Raw genomic sequence first — 19741 nt, forward strand, 5'->3', positions numbered from 1 at the left:
AACAGTATTGCGGTCAATCACATTTACAAGAGCAGTAGCTGTTTGAATACGGTATGTCTCGTATAATGCTTTGTCCTCTTCTGATAATGAAGGATCATCTGCTTTGGGGTTCTCAATTGTAAATCCAATATTTGCTTGTCCCGGAGCTTGTACCTCAAACTCAAACTCAAATTGTTGAGTATTGATTTTTTGCATTCCAAGATATTTCACAGGAGCACTTGCACCTTGTGGCAACGATAAGTTCCAATTGATATAATCTCCACGATCATCTGGACTCATTGTGTACCATACAATGATTTTGAATCTTTCTGGCTCTGCACTTTCATCAACATTTCCACCTACATATTTTAGGTAACTGTTGTTTAATTCGCGACTTCCTAATTTTACCTCCTCGCTGTATGTATTAATTTGGTTGAATGAGATGTAAAGTTCGCTAAATTTCTTACCATCATCACATGTTAGGTTAAGTTGTAATGTTTTATCCTCTATTGTTATGGCAATAATTCCTTGCTCATAAACATTTGCAGTTGATGTTAATGGAAGAGAAACAACCCAAACATCATCGCTGTCATCAATTGTTACGTCTCCTATTTCAAGGGTTAATCCATCAGCTACATAATTTTCTTTGTTTTGAAGAATCTCCTTAACTGCGGCTTTTTGCTCATCAGAAGCTCCATCTAAATAACAGAAGAAAGAGTAATTCAATGTCTCTCCTAAATTGATAGTTTTGTATGTTAACAATCCTATACCATCATTTAGGTTATCAGGCATAATTAGATTGTGAGATAGATATACACCATAATCTACGATAATGGGTATCTCTTGCTCAAATTCTCCAACAGCAACCAAACATAGGTACTCTGCTTTTTTAGCACCGGCAGTGAATATTATATCATATCCTGTGCTATCTGGACGGAAAATTCCCTCTACTGTTGCTGGATTTGGAATCTCACCTTCTGCCTCAGCAGCTGTTTTAACTTCTGTTAAAGCTAAGCGTAATGGATATAATTCTTGATCTAAATACTCTTTCTTTGTAATATCAACTGAAAACTTACTTGTAGCATTAGCAGCAAGATTTAATGTCTCAATTGATACTGAGATAGAGTCTGTATCCATAGCTCTTCCATTTACAGTAAGAACTGCCATTAACTTAGTTCCATTAGAAAGTAATGCACGTACATTAGTGGTTCCTACCTTCACACCTTTAACCTTACCAGTTTGGTCGATAGTAGCCACTTCCTCAGAATCGATGCTCCACTCTATTGTTCCTTGATAAGATTCTACGTAGAATTGATACTCTTCACCCTCTACGATATCTTTAGTCTCAACGTTAAGCGCAACAAATTCTGGTTCATCATCTTTACAACCCACAAATACAAGGGTAAGTAAAGCAAATGCTGATAATAATAATTTTCTTGCTATCATATTGTTAAGTATTTACTTTATTATTAAAAGTTTTTTGGTATAGGCCATCCAAGTCTTGGATTATCCTCTCCTGTTTCAAATTCATATGGATACTCTGCGGGATCTCCCTCAAAGTATAGACGTTGACCTCCTGAGTTCTCTCCGGGTTGTCCAAAGATTGTCAATGCAGCCTCAATATTTGGAAGGTCATATAGTAGGATGTTCTCATCACTCTCATCGTGTGGAATACGACGTAGTTGCAATTCAACAGGGAATGATGGCACTCCTTGCCATGCTTGAACCGAAGGGAACAAGCGAGGATAACCTGTTCGGCGATAATCTACCCATGCCTCAAATCCGTTGGGGAAAATTGCTATCCATTTTTGAGTAATGATTTTCTCTAATTTAGTCTCATCTGAGTCTGCATCATCCCATGCTACACAAATATCTAAACGTCCGTCAATATTGTTATTTGCATCATAGATGTCAACATAGTGAATATCGTAGAATTTTGTACCTTTCTTTTGGCGAATAACCTCTTTTTGCGCAAGATATGAATCTACATTTGCACTATATCCATATTTAGCAAATGCTGAACGGATTCCCTCTTCGTATAATGCTTTAGGATCTCCTCCTAATCCCCAACGTAGAGCAGCCTCTGCTTTCAAGAAGATAACCTCCTCTTTTGTTACCCATAATTGACGCTCATATTTGAATGATAGTGAGATTCCTGAGAAGTTATAGTATCCTGCACCTTGAGTACGAACTCCTACGTTTGTTCCTTGACGGATTCCGTAGTAGTCTGTAAGTGCTTTTGTTTTTTTACCAGTTACTTTACATGTTACATCTCCATAGTTTTTGTCAAAGAATTTCGCAATCAATGGATTTCCGGTACGTTTCATAATGTTCTCAAAAGAAGCACTCATGTGGCTATCGCCCCATCCTCCTTTTTGAGCTGAAATCTGATGATATGGGTGAGCTGTTATACCCTCTTTGTATGTAGGACCAAAATCCTCAGTAAGTACTCCATCGGACAATGCCTCTGAAGCAACTTGTTGTGCAAGTGTTGGATTTGGTTTTGCTAAATACATTGCTATACGCAATTTAATGGTATTTGCAAGTTGTACCCATTTTTCCCAACGATACTCAGAGAAAGCATATTTAGCATCACCTTTGTCGTAAGAATCTCCTTCTACATCAATGAATGCCTCTTTTTTGGGTTGTACTGTCTCAAGAGTTTTGATTGCTTCGTCCAAATCGGCAAGTATCAAATTGTATGTCTCCTCTTGTGAAGAATATTTAAGAGGACGTGATACTTTCAATTTACGGTTGTCTTCGTAAGGTACACAACCTGCACTATTTACAGCGTGAAGTGCTGTTTGTGCATAGATGATTTGAGCCAAAGCTTTGTACTCAGGTACTCCAAGTGACTCAGCGTATGTGTAAGTGTTATACAATGCACTTGTGGGTCCCATACTACATGCTGAACCATAATATCCATTAGGCCATTGGTATGTATGGAATAGCGCTGGTCCATATTGGAAGTCACTCTTACTTACTGTTGTATATCCGGCAAATACGTCAACTGAGTTTGAGTTAGTATATTGATAACCGTGAGGACTTGTTGATATAACACTTGATTTCTCATCGGTCATTGCCTTTTGCAACTCTCCTTTTAGGACAGTTATATCAACTGTTCCTTGTCCTTGGTTTGTAACGTCTTGTGAATCATCTACAATTTGCCACATTTTTAATGTTTGCTTTTCGCCACAAGAGAAGAGAAACAACGCTACAAACAAAGTTGCGAATATTGAAATTGATTTATTCATAATTTTCATATCTTTTCTCGTTTATTTACATTAGAATGTAAGTTTTATATTAAATCCGTAACTACGTGTTGTTGGCAATGCGTATGATTCAACACCACCGAAGTTGTTACCTGCTGTCATTGAGATATCTGGATCGACTGGAGCATTTTTATAAATGAATCCAAGGTTACGTCCTACCAATGAGATTGAAAGGTTTTTAGAAACTCCGAATAGATCATAGAATGTATAACCTACTGAAATCTCGCGGAAACGGATATTAGAAGCATCGTAGATACACTCAGTTTGGTTTGTACCAACTGCCTCGTAGTATGCACGAGCAGGAACTTGTTGTCCTGTTGGAAGTGTTACTGCAGCAACCTCAACTCCATCCCAAATCATTGTCTCGCCCGATAGACGTGCATCAGCAGAGCGTTGTGATAATCCGTAGAAGTCTAAGTCTGCCTCTGTCAATGACACTACTTTACCTCCAACCTTACCATCAATCAACATATATACTGATAGACCTTTCCAAGAGAATGTGTTGTTCCATCCGTATGTAAATTTAGATGTTGTATTACCAATGAATTTGGTAAATTTATTATCATACATTGGACGTCCGTCAGCATCTAATTGAATTGTTCCGTCAGGTCTGTATAAGAAGTCTTTTCCGTAAAGGTCTCCGTATGATCCACCTACTTTATATTTAGATTGGATTGCGAATGATGATGCACCAATTACAATCTCTACTTGTCCACCGTCTGCTGGTGTGTAAGTCTCAAGAATTTTGTTATCGTTGTATGCAAAGTTGATTCCTGTTGTCCAACGGAAATCTTTTCCAAATTTCATATGGTAGTTTCCAGTAAACTCAACTCCACGGTTACGAACTTTACCTGAGTTAATAGGTTTAGATTGCCCTGATGCTGTTGTAATGTTCAAGTATTGGTTTGACATGGTGTTTTGATAGTATGTAACATCAAAGTCAAATTTGTTCTTGAAGAATATTCCATCAAATCCAACCTCAATACCCTCAGTTGTCTCTGGTTTAGGATCATCAAATGATGCCGGACGTGGTGAAATTGATCCTGATAATGGATCGATTGTTTGTGCGTTGTAATCAGACAAAGGAATTGAGTTACCCACTACTGAGTAAGATGCACGAACTTTCATTTGATTAACATTACGCAATTTGCGTGGTAGTAGTTGATCAAGAAGGATGTTACCTCCTACTGACCAGTATGCAAATGATTTATAACCTCCGTCAGTTGTAAATTGTTGGAATGCTTTTGACCAGTCGTTACGGAATGATGCATCGATGTATGCTTTACCCCAGAATCCAACTTGTGCTGTTGCAAATATTGCTGTCTCCCAGTTTGTATTTACTCCTGATGCAGTTGCTCCTAATAATATGTTTTTAGCGTTACCACTCATATTACCCATACCCGGCCATGCAATGTTAGGATATACGAATGTTGAGTCGGTCCATTTTGTGATTGAAGTGTTAGAAGATTTTGTTCTCTTGAAACTTGTTCCTAATGTTGCATTGAAAGAGATGTTTTTAAACTCTTTGTTATATGTCAACAAATAGTCTGAGTAGATGTCTCTTGATGAACTCTCTCCACTATAATAGTGTGCAAACGCATATTGTACAGGGTCTGCCCAAATTGATGGTTGACGATATTGGTAATTTCTGTCCATTGTTTTGTCAAGACTCACGCGTGCTTGCAAATCTAAACCTTTGATGATTTCGTATTTTGCTGTTACGTTAGCCAAGATACGATCACGGTTTGCGTCATCATCAATTGCTTGTTGCATAAAGTATGGGTTGTTTACCCAAGGTGATCCTGAGAATGATACAGGCCATGTTTGGATTGGCAATCCTATTAGGTTCTTTCCATCTTTTTTAGTGATGTCATCTTCCGCTGTTGCTATGTGTGTTACGTTTTGTTTAAAGAAACGCAAATCAGCAGATGTTGGCATACGATACAATCCTGTTAATGGGTTGAATACTTTACCAATTACAGGACGGTTTTGTGTTCTTTGTGTAATATAGTTAAGAGAAAGGTCAATTTTCAATTTGTTATTGAATGCGTTGAATGTCTCTTTGAACAAAATGTTGTGACGAACGAATTTGTTACGCTCCAACAAACCTTTTTGTACTGTGTTACCATAAGAGAAGTAAGATGTTGTATGCTCTGTACCTCCACTTAATGATATTGAGTTGTTGTATGTTTGACCTACTTTAAAGAAGTCGTTGATTTGGTTCTTAGGAGTACGAGTCAAATATGGATATTGTGCCAATTGATCGTCTGTATAGTTTGATGCCAAATCTCCCCATCCATTCAAAAGTGGTCCTTGAGTAGCCATCTCTGTTCCAAATACTGTTTGTTTGTCGAATGTGAATAGAGGTGTCTCAAGTGTAATGTTACTTGATACGTCAATTCTTATCTTACCTTCACGTCCACCTTTTGTATTGATGATGATTACACCATTGTTTGCTGCTGATCCATAAAGTGCTGCCGCATTGGGACCTTTTAGGACTGACATACTTGCAATATCATCAGGGTTGATTGTTGAAAGGATATCTCCACCATCGCGTCCTCCTTCAAGAGCGATCTCTGAAGTTTGTGCTGACAAACCGTTTGACAATGGAATACCATCTAATACGATTAGAGGCTGGTTGTTACCCAACATTGATGTTTGTCCACGAAGGATGATTTTTGATGATCCACCTCCTGCTCCTGATGAGTTTGGTGTAATTGTAAGACCAGCCATCTTTCCTTGCAATGAGTTGATGAAGTTTGACTCTTTTGCACGAGTTAACTCTTTACCTCCTACTTGTTGTGTTGCATAGGTTAGTGACTCTGCTTTACGCTCGATACCCATCGCTGTTACAACAACCTCAGCAAGCACTTGCTCATCTTCGCTCATTGTTACATCAATCTGGGTTCTTCCTTTTACGGGAATCTTTTGATCAGAATAACCGATATAAGAGAAGACCAAGGTCTTTTTTCCATCGGGAATCTTAAGTTCATAATTTCCGTCAAAGTCAGTTGTTGTACCTATTGAGGTACCTTCAACCATTACACTCACACCAATAAGAGGTTCTTTGGTGTCATCAATTACGTTTCCTTTTACCACAAAGCCTGATGCTTGCTCTACACCCTCAACTGAGGCAGAGGCATCTGCTTTATGAACAGCGTTTGCCGATAATGGCAATAATGCTGCAAAAAGAAGACTCAATCCTGCTTTCATAAGAAAACCAGGACATAGATTGGCAAAGGCTTGTTTTGCCAATCTTACGATACAAAGACTTTCTTTTCTCATAAATATGATTTTGTTATTAAATATGATTATATTATCTCTCTCTTTCACACAAAAACGCACATCTTTACTCCTTGCTTTTTCTCAGCACAAATTCCTACAACACTTTACAAGTTAAGACGTTACAATATTATATACCTCAATCCTTGATTTTGCCAATTGTTAAAATTAACTCAAAAGCCCTCTTTCTATTAACAAAGACACTTCTCACACAAGGTATTATCATCTGCAAATATAAACATTTTTTCTATATGTAGTAAGTTTTACAATAAAAAAAACACTATTTTTTTTTAGAGTGTTTTAAGAAAACAAAAAATTATTTATATATTCGCAAAGGGAGTTACAAACATCCTCATTTTTTAATAATTTGTATTAAATTTTACATCAATGTTTTAACTTTTTTGTTATTCTAAAAAAACACCTATTACATACACCCTAATTTAATTATACGGCTATGAATAAGATTCTTTTTTCAATTGAGTACGATTTTAACAATGTTTCTTCAACTTTTTTATGGAATCATATAGTAACACCCGACGGTCTTGCCTCGTGGTTTGCAGACAGGGTTGAGGTTGACGGAAAACACTTCTCATTCTATTGGAACAACGAGAAACGAACTGCTACTCAAATAGCAATCAAGAGTGGTGCATATATTAAATTAAGGTGGGATGATGAGTGTAACAAAAAGAACTATTTTGAATTCAAACTTGTTCAAAACGAACTGACAAAGAATATTACTCTTATCATATCGGACTTTGCCAACAAAGAGGAGATTAAGGACTATATTGATTTATGGGATGAGCAGGTTGCTATCCTACGAAAGAATTTGGGTGCTTAACTTTCGCCTCAAACTCTTTTTTTTAATTCTTATACCAGATTAATTAGGGGTAATTTGCCAAAGCACTCCTCAATTACATACCAAATACAGCGCTAATTCAATATAAGGATTGGTGCTTATTTTTATTATTATATTATAAATAATGTATTATAGGCAAAAAACTTGCATTTTTTTAGTAACTTTGCCACCGATATAAGCAATACGACTATATTTTTACTAATATTACCATAACCGACTTTTAGCATGTTTAAGATTAAACGTCTATATCTTTTTATACTGAAGACCTTTCTTCCGCTTCTGCTTATGACGTTTATGATTTGTCTGTTTATTGTGTTGATGCAATTTATATGGCAACACATTAAAGATTTTGTAGGTAAAGGTTTAGAGATTAGCGTTCTGGCAGAAATGTTTTTCTATGCCGCAACCTCGATGGTTCCTTTGGCTCTTCCATTAGCAATACTTCTTGCTTCGCTTATGACATTTGGCAACCTTAGCGAAAGGTTTGAGTTACTCGCCATCAAGGCATCGGGGGTTTCGCTCTTCAGAATAATGAGCCCACTCATTATCTCTATTTCAATAATTGCTGTTGGTGCTTTTTTCTTCCAAAATAATGTATTGCCAACTGTTCAGGTTAAAATGTGGAGTCTGCTATACTCAATGAAACAGAAATCTCCGGCGCTGGATATTCCCGAAGGGGTTTTCTATAACCAAATTGAAGGATACAACATTTTTGTAAAAAAGAAGGACAACAAGAAAAATATGATGTATGGTATTACCATATATGACATTTCAAAGGGTGCAGAGAATGCAATGATTATTGTTGCCGACTCGGGCAGTTTAAAGTTTACTGATGATAAACAATTTCTGTTTCTAACACTTAATAGTGGTGAGTCTTTTGAAAATCTTAAATCGCAAGAGGCAGCAACCACTTCTGTACCTTACCGCCGAGAGGTTTTTTCGCTGAAAGAGATACTTATTCCGTTTGATGGTGGTTTTAATCGTATTGATGAAAGCACTATGGCAAATAAATATGTTGGAAAGAATATTACAGAACTCAAACACTCTATCGACTCTATGTCGTATATTGTAGACAGCATTGGTGTTAATATTGGAAATGAACTTAAAACTTCGTCGTATTATAATATTATTGAACGCTCTTCTTCAGCACCTGCCCCCAAGACTTCGCTTGAAGAGTTCAACATTGACGATGTTTATGCTTCGGCTTCAATTCAACAACGTGAGAACTGGACCAACAAAGCTTTAAGCAAAGCAAGAACCATAAAACAGGAATATGAATTCAAAAGTTATAGAGCAAAAGAGCAGAAGACTGTAATCAGAAGACACGAGATTGAGATGCACAAGAAATTTACACTCTCATTTGCGTGCCTTATCTTCTTCTTTATTGGTGCACCTCTTGGCGCTATTATCGGAAGGGGTGGATTGGGAACTCCTATTGTGGTATCGGTAATATTATTTATTTTCTATTACATAATCGACAACTCAGCCTACAAACTTGCCCGCGATGGTGTTTGGGAGGTTTGGCAAGGGTTATGGTTAAGTTCTGCCGTTCTATTGCCTTTGGGTATATTTTTCACTTACAAAGCAGTAAACGACTCCGCAGTATTCAACAAGGATGCTTATCGGAACTTCTTCAGAAAATTATTTGGAAGACATACCGCTCGTGTTGTGGAGCTGAAAGAGATTGCAATGATAGATGTTGATAAGAGCGGACTTATTGAAAGAGTTAATCATCTTGAGAATCTATGTATTCAGATTCAAAATGATTATGGTAAACGCATACAGAGCTTATTCTCTTATTGGCAAAAGGGGTATAATAGATCTCTTTTAAGCGAACTGAGGGACTCTTTAGAGAGTTTTGTTGAGTATGCCCAATATTCCAAATCGAGATTGGTAGTTTTAAAGTTGATGGACTACCCTATTATTAGAGATTTATTGCTTTATTATCCTTGTAAAAATAAAAAACTTGGTTTTTTCATTGCTTTATTATTACCTTTGTCGTTGCCAATATATTTTATTGGTATTTACGAGCAGAAACTTTTAAGGAGAGAGATTGCTGTTATAAGAAAAAATAACAAAGATATTTTAGCTATTATCGAAAAAGAATTTAAGAACGAAAATATAATTGCATAATTATGGAAGATATTATATTGAACACTATTGATGAGGCTCTGATTGATTTTAAAGAGGGTAAGTTTGTTATTGTGGTTGACGATGAGGATCGTGAGAATGAGGGCGACTTTATTATTGCCGCAGAAAAAATTACTCCGGAGAAGGTCAATTTTATGATGACCTACGGAAGAGGTGTTCTTTGCGCTCCAATTACCGAAGAGCGTTGCATTGAGCTTGACTTACCTATGCAGGTAAGCAACAATACTTCTATTCACGAGACTCCTTTTACCGTTATGGTAGATAAGATTGGTGGTGGTTGCACAACCGGTGTTTCAATGTTTGACAGAGCAGAGACTATTAAGGCTCTTGCAAACCCCGACACTAAACCTTCCGACTTGGGAAGACCCGGTCACGTTTCACCACTAAGAGCTCGTTCAAGAGGTGTTCTTTGCAGAGCAGGACACACCGAAGCAGCTGTTGATCTGGCTCGTTTGGCAGGTCTATTCCCTGCTGCCGCTCTTATTGAAATCATCAACGAGGATGGTACAATGGCAAGACTTCCTCAACTTAAAGAGGTTGCCGACAGGTGGGGATTAAAGATTGTCTCAATCAAAGACCTGATTGCATACCGCCTACAAAAGGAATCGTTAGTAGAGAGAGGAGAAGAGGTTGATATGCCTACTAAATGGGGACACTTCAAACTTATTCCTTTTAGACAAATATCTAACAACGCAGAACATATTGCTCTTATAAAAGGAGAGTGGAGTAATGATGAGCCTGTATTGACAAGAGTTCACTCTTCATGTATGACAGGCGATATATTTGGCTCTATGAGATGCGAATGTGGTGAGCAACTTCATCGCGCTATGGAGCAGATTGAGAAAGAGGGCAAAGGTGTTATAGTTTATATGAGCCAAGAAGGTAGAGGAATTGGTTTAATGAACAAGATTAAAGCCTACAAACTTCAAGAGAATGGTTTGGATACTGTTGATGCCAATCTTCACTTGGGATTTAAAGCAGACGAGCGAGACTATGGCGTTGGTGCAAGTATTCTAAGAGAGTTGGGATTAAAGAAACTCAGATTAATGACCAACAATCCTGTTAAGCGTATTGGGTTGGAGGGTTACGGCATTGAGATTGCGGAGATAGTTCCTATTGAAGTAGAAACAAACCCTTACAATGAGTTCTATATGAAGACCAAAAAGGAGCGTATGGGACACAAACTTGACGGCATTTAATTACCAGTTTAACAGACGAAAGGGGAAAACATTTTTACAAATGTTTTTCTCTTTCTTTTACAAAGCATCACAATTATGAGAGTTATTCGCCTATACGAGAAAAATACTGATGAGAGATTGTTGGATGAAATTGCTACGGCTCTTAAAGACGGGAATATTATTATCTACCCTACCGATTCGGTATATGCTATGGGCTGCGATGCTTTGAATGTCAGGGCTGTTGAAAAGATTTGCGAAATTAAGGGAGTAAATCCTTTGAAATCGAACTTGTCAATTATTGGCTCAGATTTGAGTTCACTAAGCAAATATGTTAAGATTAGTGATAGTTGTTATAAAATTCTTCGCAAGAATCTGCCCGGTCCGTTTACTTTTATTCTCCCTACCGCCAGCAATCTACCAAAGATATATAAGAACAGGAAGTGTGTTGGCATCAGGATTCCTTCAAACTCTATTCCTGTTAAAATTGCAGAACACTTAGGCAACCCACTACTCACCACCTCCTTAAGAAATAGCGATAGCGAAGAGGAGTACTACACCAACCCCGAACTTATTGCTGAGGCATACGAGGGTATTGCAGATATTGTTATTGATGGAGGTATTGGTAATAGCGAGCCTTCTGCTATTATTGATTACACTACTGATTCTCCCCAAATAACAAGAGAAGGCTCTATCGAACCCTCTCTGTAACTTATTACGATAACTCCACAGAGTTAACCTCTTATCCGGTAACTTTTCACAGACCTCTCTTCTACTCTGCTTTTAGCTTATTACGCAACGGATTTGAATACATCTCCAATATCTTTGAACGCAAGAATGGTTTATCAGGAGATGGCAAATCGGTTATCTTTGCAACTTGCGAATCAACGTAGTCTGAGAATTTTTGTTTCTCCTCTGGTGTGTAGTTTTCAGCAAAACAATCTGTTCCTTTCAGCAAGTCATAGGCTGCATAGTTTATAGGATACAATACATATCCTTGATGTATTGATTCATCAATGATTGTTGCTACTGCCGTAAAAAACTCTGCTTTTGTCAGATTCTCGGGCAATGCCTCTACTTTTGAGTTAATAGGCTCAGCTATCACAAAGTTTATTTTTCCTTTACGTGACATCAGACCTACCGACATACTATTTAAGTCATCTTTTGGCGATTTTTTAAACTCTGCATCATCGCGTTTTAGTTGAAACTCTCTCGCTTTAAGATAGTCACACGCATCATATTCGTAAGATATTGAGACTGGTGCAATGTTTAGTGCCAATATATTGCTTCGCATATCTCCACCACCCTCAAACGACAGCATCTTTAATACGCTCTCTTGCGTTCTATCATCAGAGTCTTTTGTTCTGCCCTCGCGTTGGGCAATCCATACCGAGTTTTTATTATCACGCAGTGTATGATTTATATATCCCGACAAGCGACGAGCCTCCTCTAATGTTCGCATCAAAGGCAAGTTGCGATAAACAATCACACCCTTGCATAGTCGTACCAATGTTCGCATCCATGGATATACAAGAAGATTATCTCCCAATGCCATCTCTGGAGTTTTTAATCCTTTTGATGATAAGAGATAGGCTAAGAAGAGTGCATCAGTCAATATATCTCTATGGTTTGATATATAGGTATATCCTTTATCTTGCTCTATATAAGAGAACCCCTCTCCATCAATACCATCAGAGACTATTCCCAATAACCATTTTAATACGGGAAATAGCATATTCTGTTGAAACTCATCGTTACTTTTTACTTGTGATAATCGTTTCAAAAACGATTCCACATCGGGAATTACATACGATAATGCCTTTTTAAAATATTCCTCCTTTATTAACTCCTCTATAGCCGCTGGCATCTCCTCAGGAAAGAAAGGTCTTATGTCATCAAAATTATCCATACGAATAACTATTTTTTTTGCAATATATCTTCTATAATTTCACTTAACACTTTGCCTGGCTCTAACTGCGCCGCCCTTATTTGCTGAGGGATAAACGATGTTACTGTCATTCCTGGCGTTGTATTTACCTCCAACAAATATGGTTCTCCATCAATTATTATATAATCAACGCGAATTATTCCCTTAGCACCTACTATATCGTAAATCTTTGATGTTGTCTCAGATACCTCCTTAGCTACCTCAACGGGAATTCTTGCAGGTGTTATCTCCTCAACTTTTGAGGCTGTATATTTTGCTTCGTAATCAAAAAACTCATTTTTACTTACAACCTCTGTTATTGGAAACACCACCTGCTTATTTGCAGTTTTATAACAACCGCAGGTTACTTCGGTGCCTTGCATAAATTTTTCAACTATAACATTGCCCCCTTCACTAAAAGCATCTTCAATTGCTTTTGCAAGTTCCCCCTCCTCTTTTACTTTGGTGGTTGCAAAACTTGAGCCTCCCTCATTTGGTTTTACAAAACATGGGAGTGTTACAGTATCAATTATCTCTTGAACAGAGTAGTTGTCGCCCGGACGAATCACAACAGAGGGAGATACTCTTACACCAAATGTTGAGAGAAATTTGTTACACGCATATTTGTTGGCTGTAACTGCTGCCGCAAACACTCCGCAACAAGAGTATGGCATACCTATCATATCAAAGTATCCTTGCAATGCTCCGTTCTCTCCCGGTACTCCATGTATAGTTATATATGCAAAATCAAATTTCTTGATTCTTGCATCTTCAACAAATGTAAAGTCGTTTTTGTCTATCTCCGATGTTGTTCCATCGGGGAGCAACACTTCCCATACATCTCGCGATATTTTCACGATATATGTTTCGTATGAAGTGTTTTCTAAAAAAGTTTTTATTCCATTGGCACTCTTTATTGAGACCGGATATTCAGATGAATACCCTCCTGCTACTATTGCCACACGTTTTGTAAACATTCCTTTTCTTTATGAAAATTGTAAATAATATTCAAATATACTAATTTATTGTTTAGATAGTTATATACTGTCGGATAATTTTACTGATTTATACTCATTTTTTTAACTTTTGTTTTTATCCGCCATATAGACTCTCCACTTTTCTATCAAGTTTTGCATATCCTCTGGCAACTCTGAATTGAAGTGCAACTCTTCGCCGGTTGTCGGATGCGTAAATCCCAATGTTTTGGCATGAAGTGCCTGACGTGGACATACCTCAAAACAGTTCTGTACAAATTGCCGGTACTTTGCTGTTGATACTCCTTTTAAGATCTGGGTACCTCCGTAGCGTTCATCGTTAAAGAGTATATGCCCAATATGTTTCATATGCACCCTTATTTGATGCGTACGTCCTGTCTCTAATCGGCACTCCACAAGAGTTACATATCCAAATCGCTCCAATACCTTATAGTGTGTTACTGCATGTTTTCCGTAATCTCCATCTGGGAATACTGCCATCTGTAACCTGTCTCGCAAATCTCTGCCGATGTTTCCTTCAACTCGTCCCTCGTCCTCCTCTATTCTTCCCCACACAAGTGCATAATATCTGCGATAGGTTGTTTTGTCGTGAAATTGGCGGCCTAAAGAGGTTTTGGCTGTGGGAGTTTTTGCAACCACCAACAGACCTGAAGTATCTTTGTCTATTCGGTGCACCAATCCCAAACGAGGATCACTTACATCAAAATCGGGATTATTCCTAAAGTAGTATGCCAATGCGTTTACCAATGTTCCGTCTTTGTTACCATGACCGGGATGTACTACAAATCCCGGAGGTTTGTTTATTACCAGAACATCGGCATCTTCATACACAATATCTAATGGAATATCTTGAGGGATTATCTCGTTCTCATAACGAGGGCGATCCATTACAATGGTTACTACATCATCGGGCTTTACCCTGTAATTTGATTTTACAGGCTTACCGTTCACCAAGATACACCCTGCCTCAGCAGATTGTTGTACTCGGTTACGCGATGTTCCCTCCATTCGAGCAACCAAGAACTTATCTACTCTCAATAATCCTTGCCCTTTATCTGCGACAAAACGGAAATGTTCATACATTCCGTTCTCATCGGCACACTGCTCTTCATCAAAGATTTGTTCTTCGGGTGACATAGATTAAGAGTAATTAGGGTTCTATATTAAGAGAATCGGCAGGCTCATAATTCATTCCCTTTCCAACAATTATAGTAAACTTTGCGGTTAAGGGATATTTATCTCCTGCTAGAACAACTTTATTGCGATATTTGGCACCTACAACCAAATCTTTATACTGCGACTTTACAAACTCAATTTCAGGCTTGGGAAATCCCACTCCTTCAAGCATAGAGATTGCCTGACGGTATGATATATCTTTTATCTCAGGAAATGGCACCTGACGTGGCATAACGGTATTTATTACCACATATATATCTTTCTCGCGTTTTATGGTACTACCTTCACGAGGCACCTGCTCTATGATTATTCCCGGTCGTAGATTTTTATTGTATATAGAGTCAATTACTTGACACTTTAAAGATTCTCGTTCCAATATAGGCATTGCCTCCTCCACTGTCAAGTTCTTTATCTCTGGGACTGTAACCTCAACTCCATGTCGAGTATAATCATCCATATAACTCACAGCAAAATATAATATTACTAACAACACAAAAAACATTAAAATTAAGTGTGTTAATATTCTGTGATTTTTAAGAAATGATATTAAACCTCTCTTTTGCATATTTGTCTTTAGTTTAAAATGCGAAGTTAACCATTTTGTTTGGGATTTCAAAAAGGTTAGAGAATTTTCATTCTTCTCTGCATTTATGGAAGATATTCTTAATCTTTTTTTATATAGATTTATAATTAATTACCTTGTTGTTGTCTCTTTTTTAGTTAACTTTGCAGATATAAATTGATATTAATTACCACTTGGATTATGAAAGAGTTTTTTTCAAATATAAAGAACAAATATGGCATCTGGATTTTTGTAAGCGTTGGACTTATGGCAATATTGGGTGTTGCCATATATCTAATAATTTCGCAACACAACGAGATGAACGACTTTAAAACTCAGATTGCCATTGAAGAGGAGCGTAGAGCGCTTGAGGCGGAGTATGCCAATCTCGCTTTTGAATATGATCAGTTTGAGGGTAGCAAAATGTATATAAACAACGACACCCTCATTAAACAACTTGAAAACGAGAAACTTAAAGTTCAACGCCTTTTAGAGGAGCTACGCACAACAAAAGCCTCTAATGCTCAACGTATTAATGAGTTAAAGAAAGAGTTAAGTACCCTGAGAAGTGTTATGAAGGGATATTTAATTCAGATAGACTCTTTAAACTCTCTTAATCAAAAACTTGAGAAGGAGAATAAGATTGTAAACACAAAATATCAAGAGGCCGCAAAAACCGCTTCGCTTCTCCAGAAGGATAAAGAGGAGTTAACTCATCAGGTTACTTTGGCATCAAAACTTGATGCTGTGGCAATAGCAGTCAAAACCCTTAACAAACGAAACAAAGAGACCTCTAAAATTGACAGAATTGAGAATATTCAAATAAATTTCTTGATTGCTAAAAACATAACTGCAAAACCGGGTGAACGCTATGTTTATATCAGAATTGTAAAACCCGATAACGATGTTTTGGTAAAGAACATAGATAACGTGTTCAGTTATGAAGATAGCGAGATCAACTACTCTATGAAGAAACTAATTGCATACGATAGCGAAGAGACAGCTGTTGATATGTATTGGAAAGTTGAAGAGTTTCTCACTCCCGGAACATACAAAATTGAGATTTTTGCTGACGGAGATTTGATTGGTAAAAAATCATTTTCACTTACTAAATAGAAGACCTCTACTCTCTTTTTAAATGGAATCGAAGAATAGAGAAAAAGATATATTTCGTGTAACAGGTATTGGGAGTATTGTAAACTTTATTCTCCTTATCTTTAAATTTGTGACGGGTATATTGGGCAATAGTAGTGCTATGATTGCCGATGCCGTTCACTCTCTCTCTGATTTTATCACCGATATAATTGTGGTTGTGTTTGTAAAAATTTCAGGCAAACCCGAAGACAAAGAGCACCACTACGGACATGGAAAATTTGAAACTCTCGCAACTGCCATAATAGGTGTTATACTATTTTTTGTTGGAGTTGGAATTCTTATTAATGGCATTGAGGTTATTGTTAATGCCATTAAAGGCGAGGCAATTAAATCTCCAAACATATTGGCTCTGATTGCCGCCTCAATATCTATCATTCTTAAAGAGATTCTTTTCAGATACACAATACATAAAGGCAAATTACTTAACTCTCAGGCAGTAATAGCAAATGCTTGGCACCACCGCAGTGATGTTCTCTCTTCAATTGGAACTTTTGTTGGTATTTGCGGAGCTGTTTGTCTTGGGGAGAAATGGGCAATTCTTGACCCCATTGCCGCCGTTATTGTCAGTGCGTTTATAATCAAAGTTTCTGTTCAGTTACTCAAACCTTGTATTGATGACCTGCTTGAGAGGTCATTACCTGTTGAGGTTGAAAAACGAATAGAAGAGATAATACTGTCTGTTCCAGAGGTTAGTTCTCCACACCACCTACGCACCCGAAGAATTGGTAACCATATTGCCATTGAAGTACACATCAGAATGGATGGTAACACCTCGCTTAACGAAACTCATGCTGTGGCAAGCAGGATTGAGAAGATGTTAAAGGATGAATTTGGAGAAAAGACTCACATTGGAATACATATGGAACCAACAAAATAGTGCTCATAAAAATATATAATTTTAATTTTCACAAGGGACTTTATTATTTGAAGTATCAAAGAATTTGGTTACTTTTGTAAGTAATAAATAAACTCTCAGAGACTCGTAAATACAAATGATTTTAGGCACCGAAAATATCGTACTTATAGGTTCAATACTATTATTCGTAAGTATAATTGCAAGTAAATTCAGTTCCAAACTTGGCACCCCTACTCTTTTGCTTTTCCTTATGGTAGGTATGCTATTTGGAAGTGATGGTGTGGGTATTCAATTTGACTCTCCCGCTATCACTCAATTTATTGGTATGATTGCCCTAAGTATTATATTGTTCTCTGGCGGTATGGATACAAGAACAGATGATATTAAACCTGTTGCAGCAGAGGGTATTACTCTTGCCACAATAGGGGTATTGTTAACCGCAGGCATAACGGGAACGTTTATATACTATATTGCACAATTTATTGGAGTAAATCTGTCATTTCTTGAGTCTTTGCTACTTGCTTCTATTATGTCTTCAACCGACTCTGCTTCGGTATTCTCAATATTCAGTACAAAGAAACAAGGTCTTAAAGAGAATTTGCGTCCTCTCCTTGAGCTGGAGAGCGGAAGTAACGACCCTATGGCATATATCCTCACCATTGTACTTATTGGTATGATTAGTTCAGGAAATATGAATATAGGAGAGGCTGTCTTTATGTTCTTTACACAAATGATTGTGGGCGCTTTATCGGGTTATCTACTTGGACGTTTGACAGTAATCTCTATAAACAGAATAGACCTTAAAAATAAATCGTTATACTCTATATTGCTTTTAGCCTTAGTATTCTTTGTATTTGCCTTTACCGACTTTATTGGAGGTAACGGTTATTTGGCGGTTTACATAGCAGGTTTGGTTGTGGGTAACAACAAGATTTACAACAAAAGAACTCTTGTATCGTTCTTTGATGGTGTTGCTTGGTTGTTCCAAATAGTGATGTTCTTGACATTGGGATTACTTGTAAATCCTCATGAGTTATGGGATATTGCAATATTTGGCTTAATCATTGCCTTCGTAATGATTTTTATTTCTCGCCCACTTGCTATTTTTGCAACTCTTGCTCCATTCCGCAAACTATCTCTCAAAGCTCGTTCATACGTTTCGTGGGTTGGATTAAGAGGAGCCGTTCCTATCATATTTGCCACCTATCCTATGGTTGAAGGTTTAGAGAATGCAAACATTATGTTTAATATTGCATTCTTTATAACCATTGTTTCACTTTTAACTCAAGGCACAACAGTAACATGGGTTGCTAATCTTTTAGGGCTATCAACTAAGGCGGTGGAGAAAGGTTTTGATATTGCACTTCCTGATGAAGTTAAAGCAAAACTTACTGAACTAAAAGTTACCGAAGAGTTTTTGGTTAAGGGAAATACTCTTAAAGATATTAATCTTCCTAAAGATATTTTAGTTATGATGATTCGCCGAGGAGATAAATATATTGTTCCCCGCGGAGATACCGAAATTATCATTAACGATATTCTGCTATTTATCAAAGAGGATGAGAGAGATGATAGCGAGTATCTAAAATCTCTTGAAATAAAGAAGTTTTTTAAAGGAGGAAAATAATTAAGAAACATTCGTTTCTTCTATCTTTTTTATCTCTGCAATTCGCTCTTTCCTGAGAGGCTCAACGCCTTCTAATGGATAAGAAATACCTAACTCTTTATATTTGAATACTCCTAATGTATGATAGGGCAACCACTCTATCTTCTCAACTACGCTATATGGTTTCAGATACTCTATTAAACTTTTTATAGAGTTATCATTATCTGTGAGGGTTGGTACCACAACGTGGCGTATCCATGTGGGTATATTTCTGCGTTGTAATTCATCTAAGAAACGGAGTGTTGCACTTCCGTCACTTCCGCATACTTTTTTACACAACTCAGCATCAAGAGCCTTTATATCTAAAAGTACAAGGTCTGTATAGTCCAACACCGATAGAGTCTTCCCTGTTATTATAGAGCCTGCCGTATCGAGAGCCGTATGTACTCCTGCCTCCCTACACAATCTAAAATACTCTCTTACAAATTCAGGTTGCATCAAAGGCTCTCCCCCTGTCAGTGTCACTCCCCCGCTCTTTATAAAGTTTTTATATCGCATTGCCTCATCAAAGAGTTGACTTGGAGTATATTCATATTTTGTTATTGCATGAGCATCCCACGTATCGGGGTTATGACAATATGCACAACGCAAGGGGCATCCTTGAAGGAAGGTTACAAAACGAATTCCGGGACCATCTACGGTCCCGAAACTCTCTATTGAATGTATTTTGCCAACTATCTTGTTCATCT

General features: G+C 37.4%; 15 protein-coding genes. 7 read left to right on the plus strand and 8 right to left on the minus strand.

Annotation, left to right across the window (positions count from 1 at the left end; all coding sequences use genetic code 11):
• From IKK64_01775 to IKK64_01785, 3 genes are all read right to left on the minus strand, one after another.
• On the minus strand, positions 1-1425 hold a 1425-nt coding region (locus tag IKK64_01775; protein MBR4118790.1), incomplete at its 3' end, for an Ig-like domain-containing protein.
• Between the two features lie 23 nt (positions 1426-1448).
• The gene (locus IKK64_01780; GenBank protein MBR4118791.1) at positions 1449-3233 is read right to left on the minus strand and encodes a SusD/RagB family nutrient-binding outer membrane lipoprotein; all 1785 of its coding nucleotides are present in this window, start codon (positions 3231-3233) and stop codon (positions 1449-1451) included.
• A gap of 30 nt (positions 3234-3263) precedes the next feature.
• The gene (locus IKK64_01785; protein ID MBR4118792.1) at positions 3264-6536 is read right to left on the minus strand and encodes a SusC/RagA family TonB-linked outer membrane protein; all 3273 of its coding nucleotides are present in this window, start codon (positions 6534-6536) and stop codon (positions 3264-3266) included.
• Positions 6537-6987: 451 nt separating this feature from the next.
• Here IKK64_01785 and IKK64_01790 point away from each other — a divergent pair, with 451 nt between their 5' ends.
• The 4 genes from IKK64_01790 (at position 6988) to IKK64_01805 (ending at position 11426) form a co-directional block, all read left to right on the plus strand.
• Positions 6988-7371, plus strand: a complete 384-nt coding sequence (locus tag IKK64_01790) for a hypothetical protein (protein ID MBR4118793.1) — start codon at positions 6988-6990, stop codon at positions 7369-7371.
• 243 nt (positions 7372-7614) lie between these two features.
• Positions 7615-9522 (plus strand): LptF/LptG family permease, encoded by a 1908-nt coding sequence (locus IKK64_01795; protein ID MBR4118794.1) that lies wholly within the window; start codon positions 7615-7617, stop codon positions 9520-9522.
• A gap of 2 nt (positions 9523-9524) precedes the next feature.
• Complete coding sequence (locus tag IKK64_01800; GenBank protein MBR4118795.1) at positions 9525-10739, plus strand: bifunctional 3,4-dihydroxy-2-butanone-4-phosphate synthase/GTP cyclohydrolase II; 1215 nt, start codon at positions 9525-9527, stop codon at positions 10737-10739.
• Between the two features lie 75 nt (positions 10740-10814).
• Positions 10815-11426, plus strand: a complete 612-nt coding sequence (locus IKK64_01805; GenBank protein ID MBR4118796.1) for a threonylcarbamoyl-AMP synthase — start codon at positions 10815-10817, stop codon at positions 11424-11426.
• 61 nt (positions 11427-11487) lie between these two features.
• Here the strand turns inward: IKK64_01805 and IKK64_01810 are convergent, their stop codons facing one another.
• From IKK64_01810 to IKK64_01825, 4 genes are all read right to left on the minus strand, one after another.
• Positions 11488-12624 carry a 1-acyl-sn-glycerol-3-phosphate acyltransferase gene (locus IKK64_01810; protein MBR4118797.1) on the minus strand — a complete coding sequence of 379 codons (1137 nt, stop codon included), beginning with the start codon at positions 12622-12624 and terminating at the stop codon, positions 11488-11490.
• Positions 12625-12632: 8 nt separating this feature from the next.
• Positions 12633-13619 carry a D-alanine--D-alanine ligase gene (locus IKK64_01815; protein MBR4118798.1) on the minus strand — a complete coding sequence of 329 codons (987 nt, stop codon included), beginning with the start codon at positions 13617-13619 and terminating at the stop codon, positions 12633-12635.
• Positions 13620-13721: 102 nt separating this feature from the next.
• A complete protein-coding gene (locus IKK64_01820; GenBank protein ID MBR4118799.1) occupies positions 13722-14774 on the minus strand; it encodes an RluA family pseudouridine synthase in 1053 nt (350 codons plus the stop codon).
• A 13-nt stretch (positions 14775-14787) separates the two neighbouring features.
• On the minus strand, positions 14788-15270 hold the full coding sequence (locus tag IKK64_01825; GenBank protein ID MBR4118800.1) for a PASTA domain-containing protein: 483 nt from the start codon (positions 15268-15270) through the stop codon (positions 14788-14790).
• Between the two features lie 372 nt (positions 15271-15642).
• On the opposite strand from IKK64_01825, the gene IKK64_01830 reads away from it, so the two are divergent.
• The 3 genes from IKK64_01830 to IKK64_01840 all read left to right on the plus strand — a co-directional run bounded on the left by IKK64_01830 (position 15643) and on the right by IKK64_01840 (position 19013).
• Entirely contained in the window at positions 15643-16491 is an 849-nt protein-coding gene (locus IKK64_01830; protein MBR4118801.1) for a hypothetical protein, read from the plus strand.
• A 22-nt stretch (positions 16492-16513) separates the two neighbouring features.
• Positions 16514-17407, plus strand: a complete 894-nt coding sequence (locus IKK64_01835) for a cation transporter (GenBank protein ID MBR4118802.1) — start codon at positions 16514-16516, stop codon at positions 17405-17407.
• A gap of 115 nt (positions 17408-17522) precedes the next feature.
• Positions 17523-19013: a potassium/proton antiporter gene (locus tag IKK64_01840; GenBank protein MBR4118803.1), complete on the plus strand. Its 1491-nt coding sequence runs from the start codon at positions 17523-17525 to the stop codon at positions 19011-19013.
• On the opposite strand, the gene pflA is transcribed toward IKK64_01840, so the two are convergent.
• Positions 19014-19739, minus strand: a complete 726-nt coding sequence (gene pflA, locus IKK64_01845; protein MBR4118804.1) for a pyruvate formate lyase-activating protein — start codon at positions 19737-19739, stop codon at positions 19014-19016.
• Positions 19740-19741: the final 2 nt, after the last annotated feature.

It is taken from the genome of Bacteroidales bacterium, from assembly GCA_017521245.1.
Classification (GTDB): domain Bacteria; phylum Bacteroidota; class Bacteroidia; order Bacteroidales; family G3-4614; genus Caccoplasma_A.

Coding starts and splice junctions, on each gene's coding strand:
- IKK64_01780 (MBR4118791.1), bottom strand. CDS start 3,233: ATGAATAAATCAATTTCAATATTCGCAACTTTGTTTGTAGCGTTGTTT.
- IKK64_01785 (MBR4118792.1), bottom strand. CDS start 6,536: ATGAGAAAAGAAAGTCTTTGTATCGTAAGATTGGCAAAACAAGCCTTT.
- IKK64_01790 (MBR4118793.1), top strand. CDS start 6,988: ATGAATAAGATTCTTTTTTCAATTGAGTACGATTTTAACAATGTTTCT.
- IKK64_01795 (MBR4118794.1), top strand. CDS start 7,615: ATGTTTAAGATTAAACGTCTATATCTTTTTATACTGAAGACCTTTCTT.
- IKK64_01800 (MBR4118795.1), top strand. CDS start 9,525: ATGGAAGATATTATATTGAACACTATTGATGAGGCTCTGATTGATTTT.
- IKK64_01805 (MBR4118796.1), top strand. CDS start 10,815: ATGAGAGTTATTCGCCTATACGAGAAAAATACTGATGAGAGATTGTTG.
- IKK64_01810 (MBR4118797.1), bottom strand. CDS start 12,624: ATGGATAATTTTGATGACATAAGACCTTTCTTTCCTGAGGAGATGCCA.
- IKK64_01815 (MBR4118798.1), bottom strand. CDS start 13,619: ATGTTTACAAAACGTGTGGCAATAGTAGCAGGAGGGTATTCATCTGAA.
- IKK64_01820 (MBR4118799.1), bottom strand. CDS start 14,774: ATGTCACCCGAAGAACAAATCTTTGATGAAGAGCAGTGTGCCGATGAG.
- IKK64_01825 (MBR4118800.1), bottom strand. CDS start 15,270: ATGGATGATTATACTCGACATGGAGTTGAGGTTACAGTCCCAGAGATA.
- IKK64_01830 (MBR4118801.1), top strand. CDS start 15,643: ATGGCAATATTGGGTGTTGCCATATATCTAATAATTTCGCAACACAAC.
- IKK64_01835 (MBR4118802.1), top strand. CDS start 16,514: ATGGAATCGAAGAATAGAGAAAAAGATATATTTCGTGTAACAGGTATT.
- IKK64_01840 (MBR4118803.1), top strand. CDS start 17,523: ATGATTTTAGGCACCGAAAATATCGTACTTATAGGTTCAATACTATTA.
- pflA (MBR4118804.1), bottom strand. CDS start 19,739: ATGAACAAGATAGTTGGCAAAATACATTCAATAGAGAGTTTCGGGACC.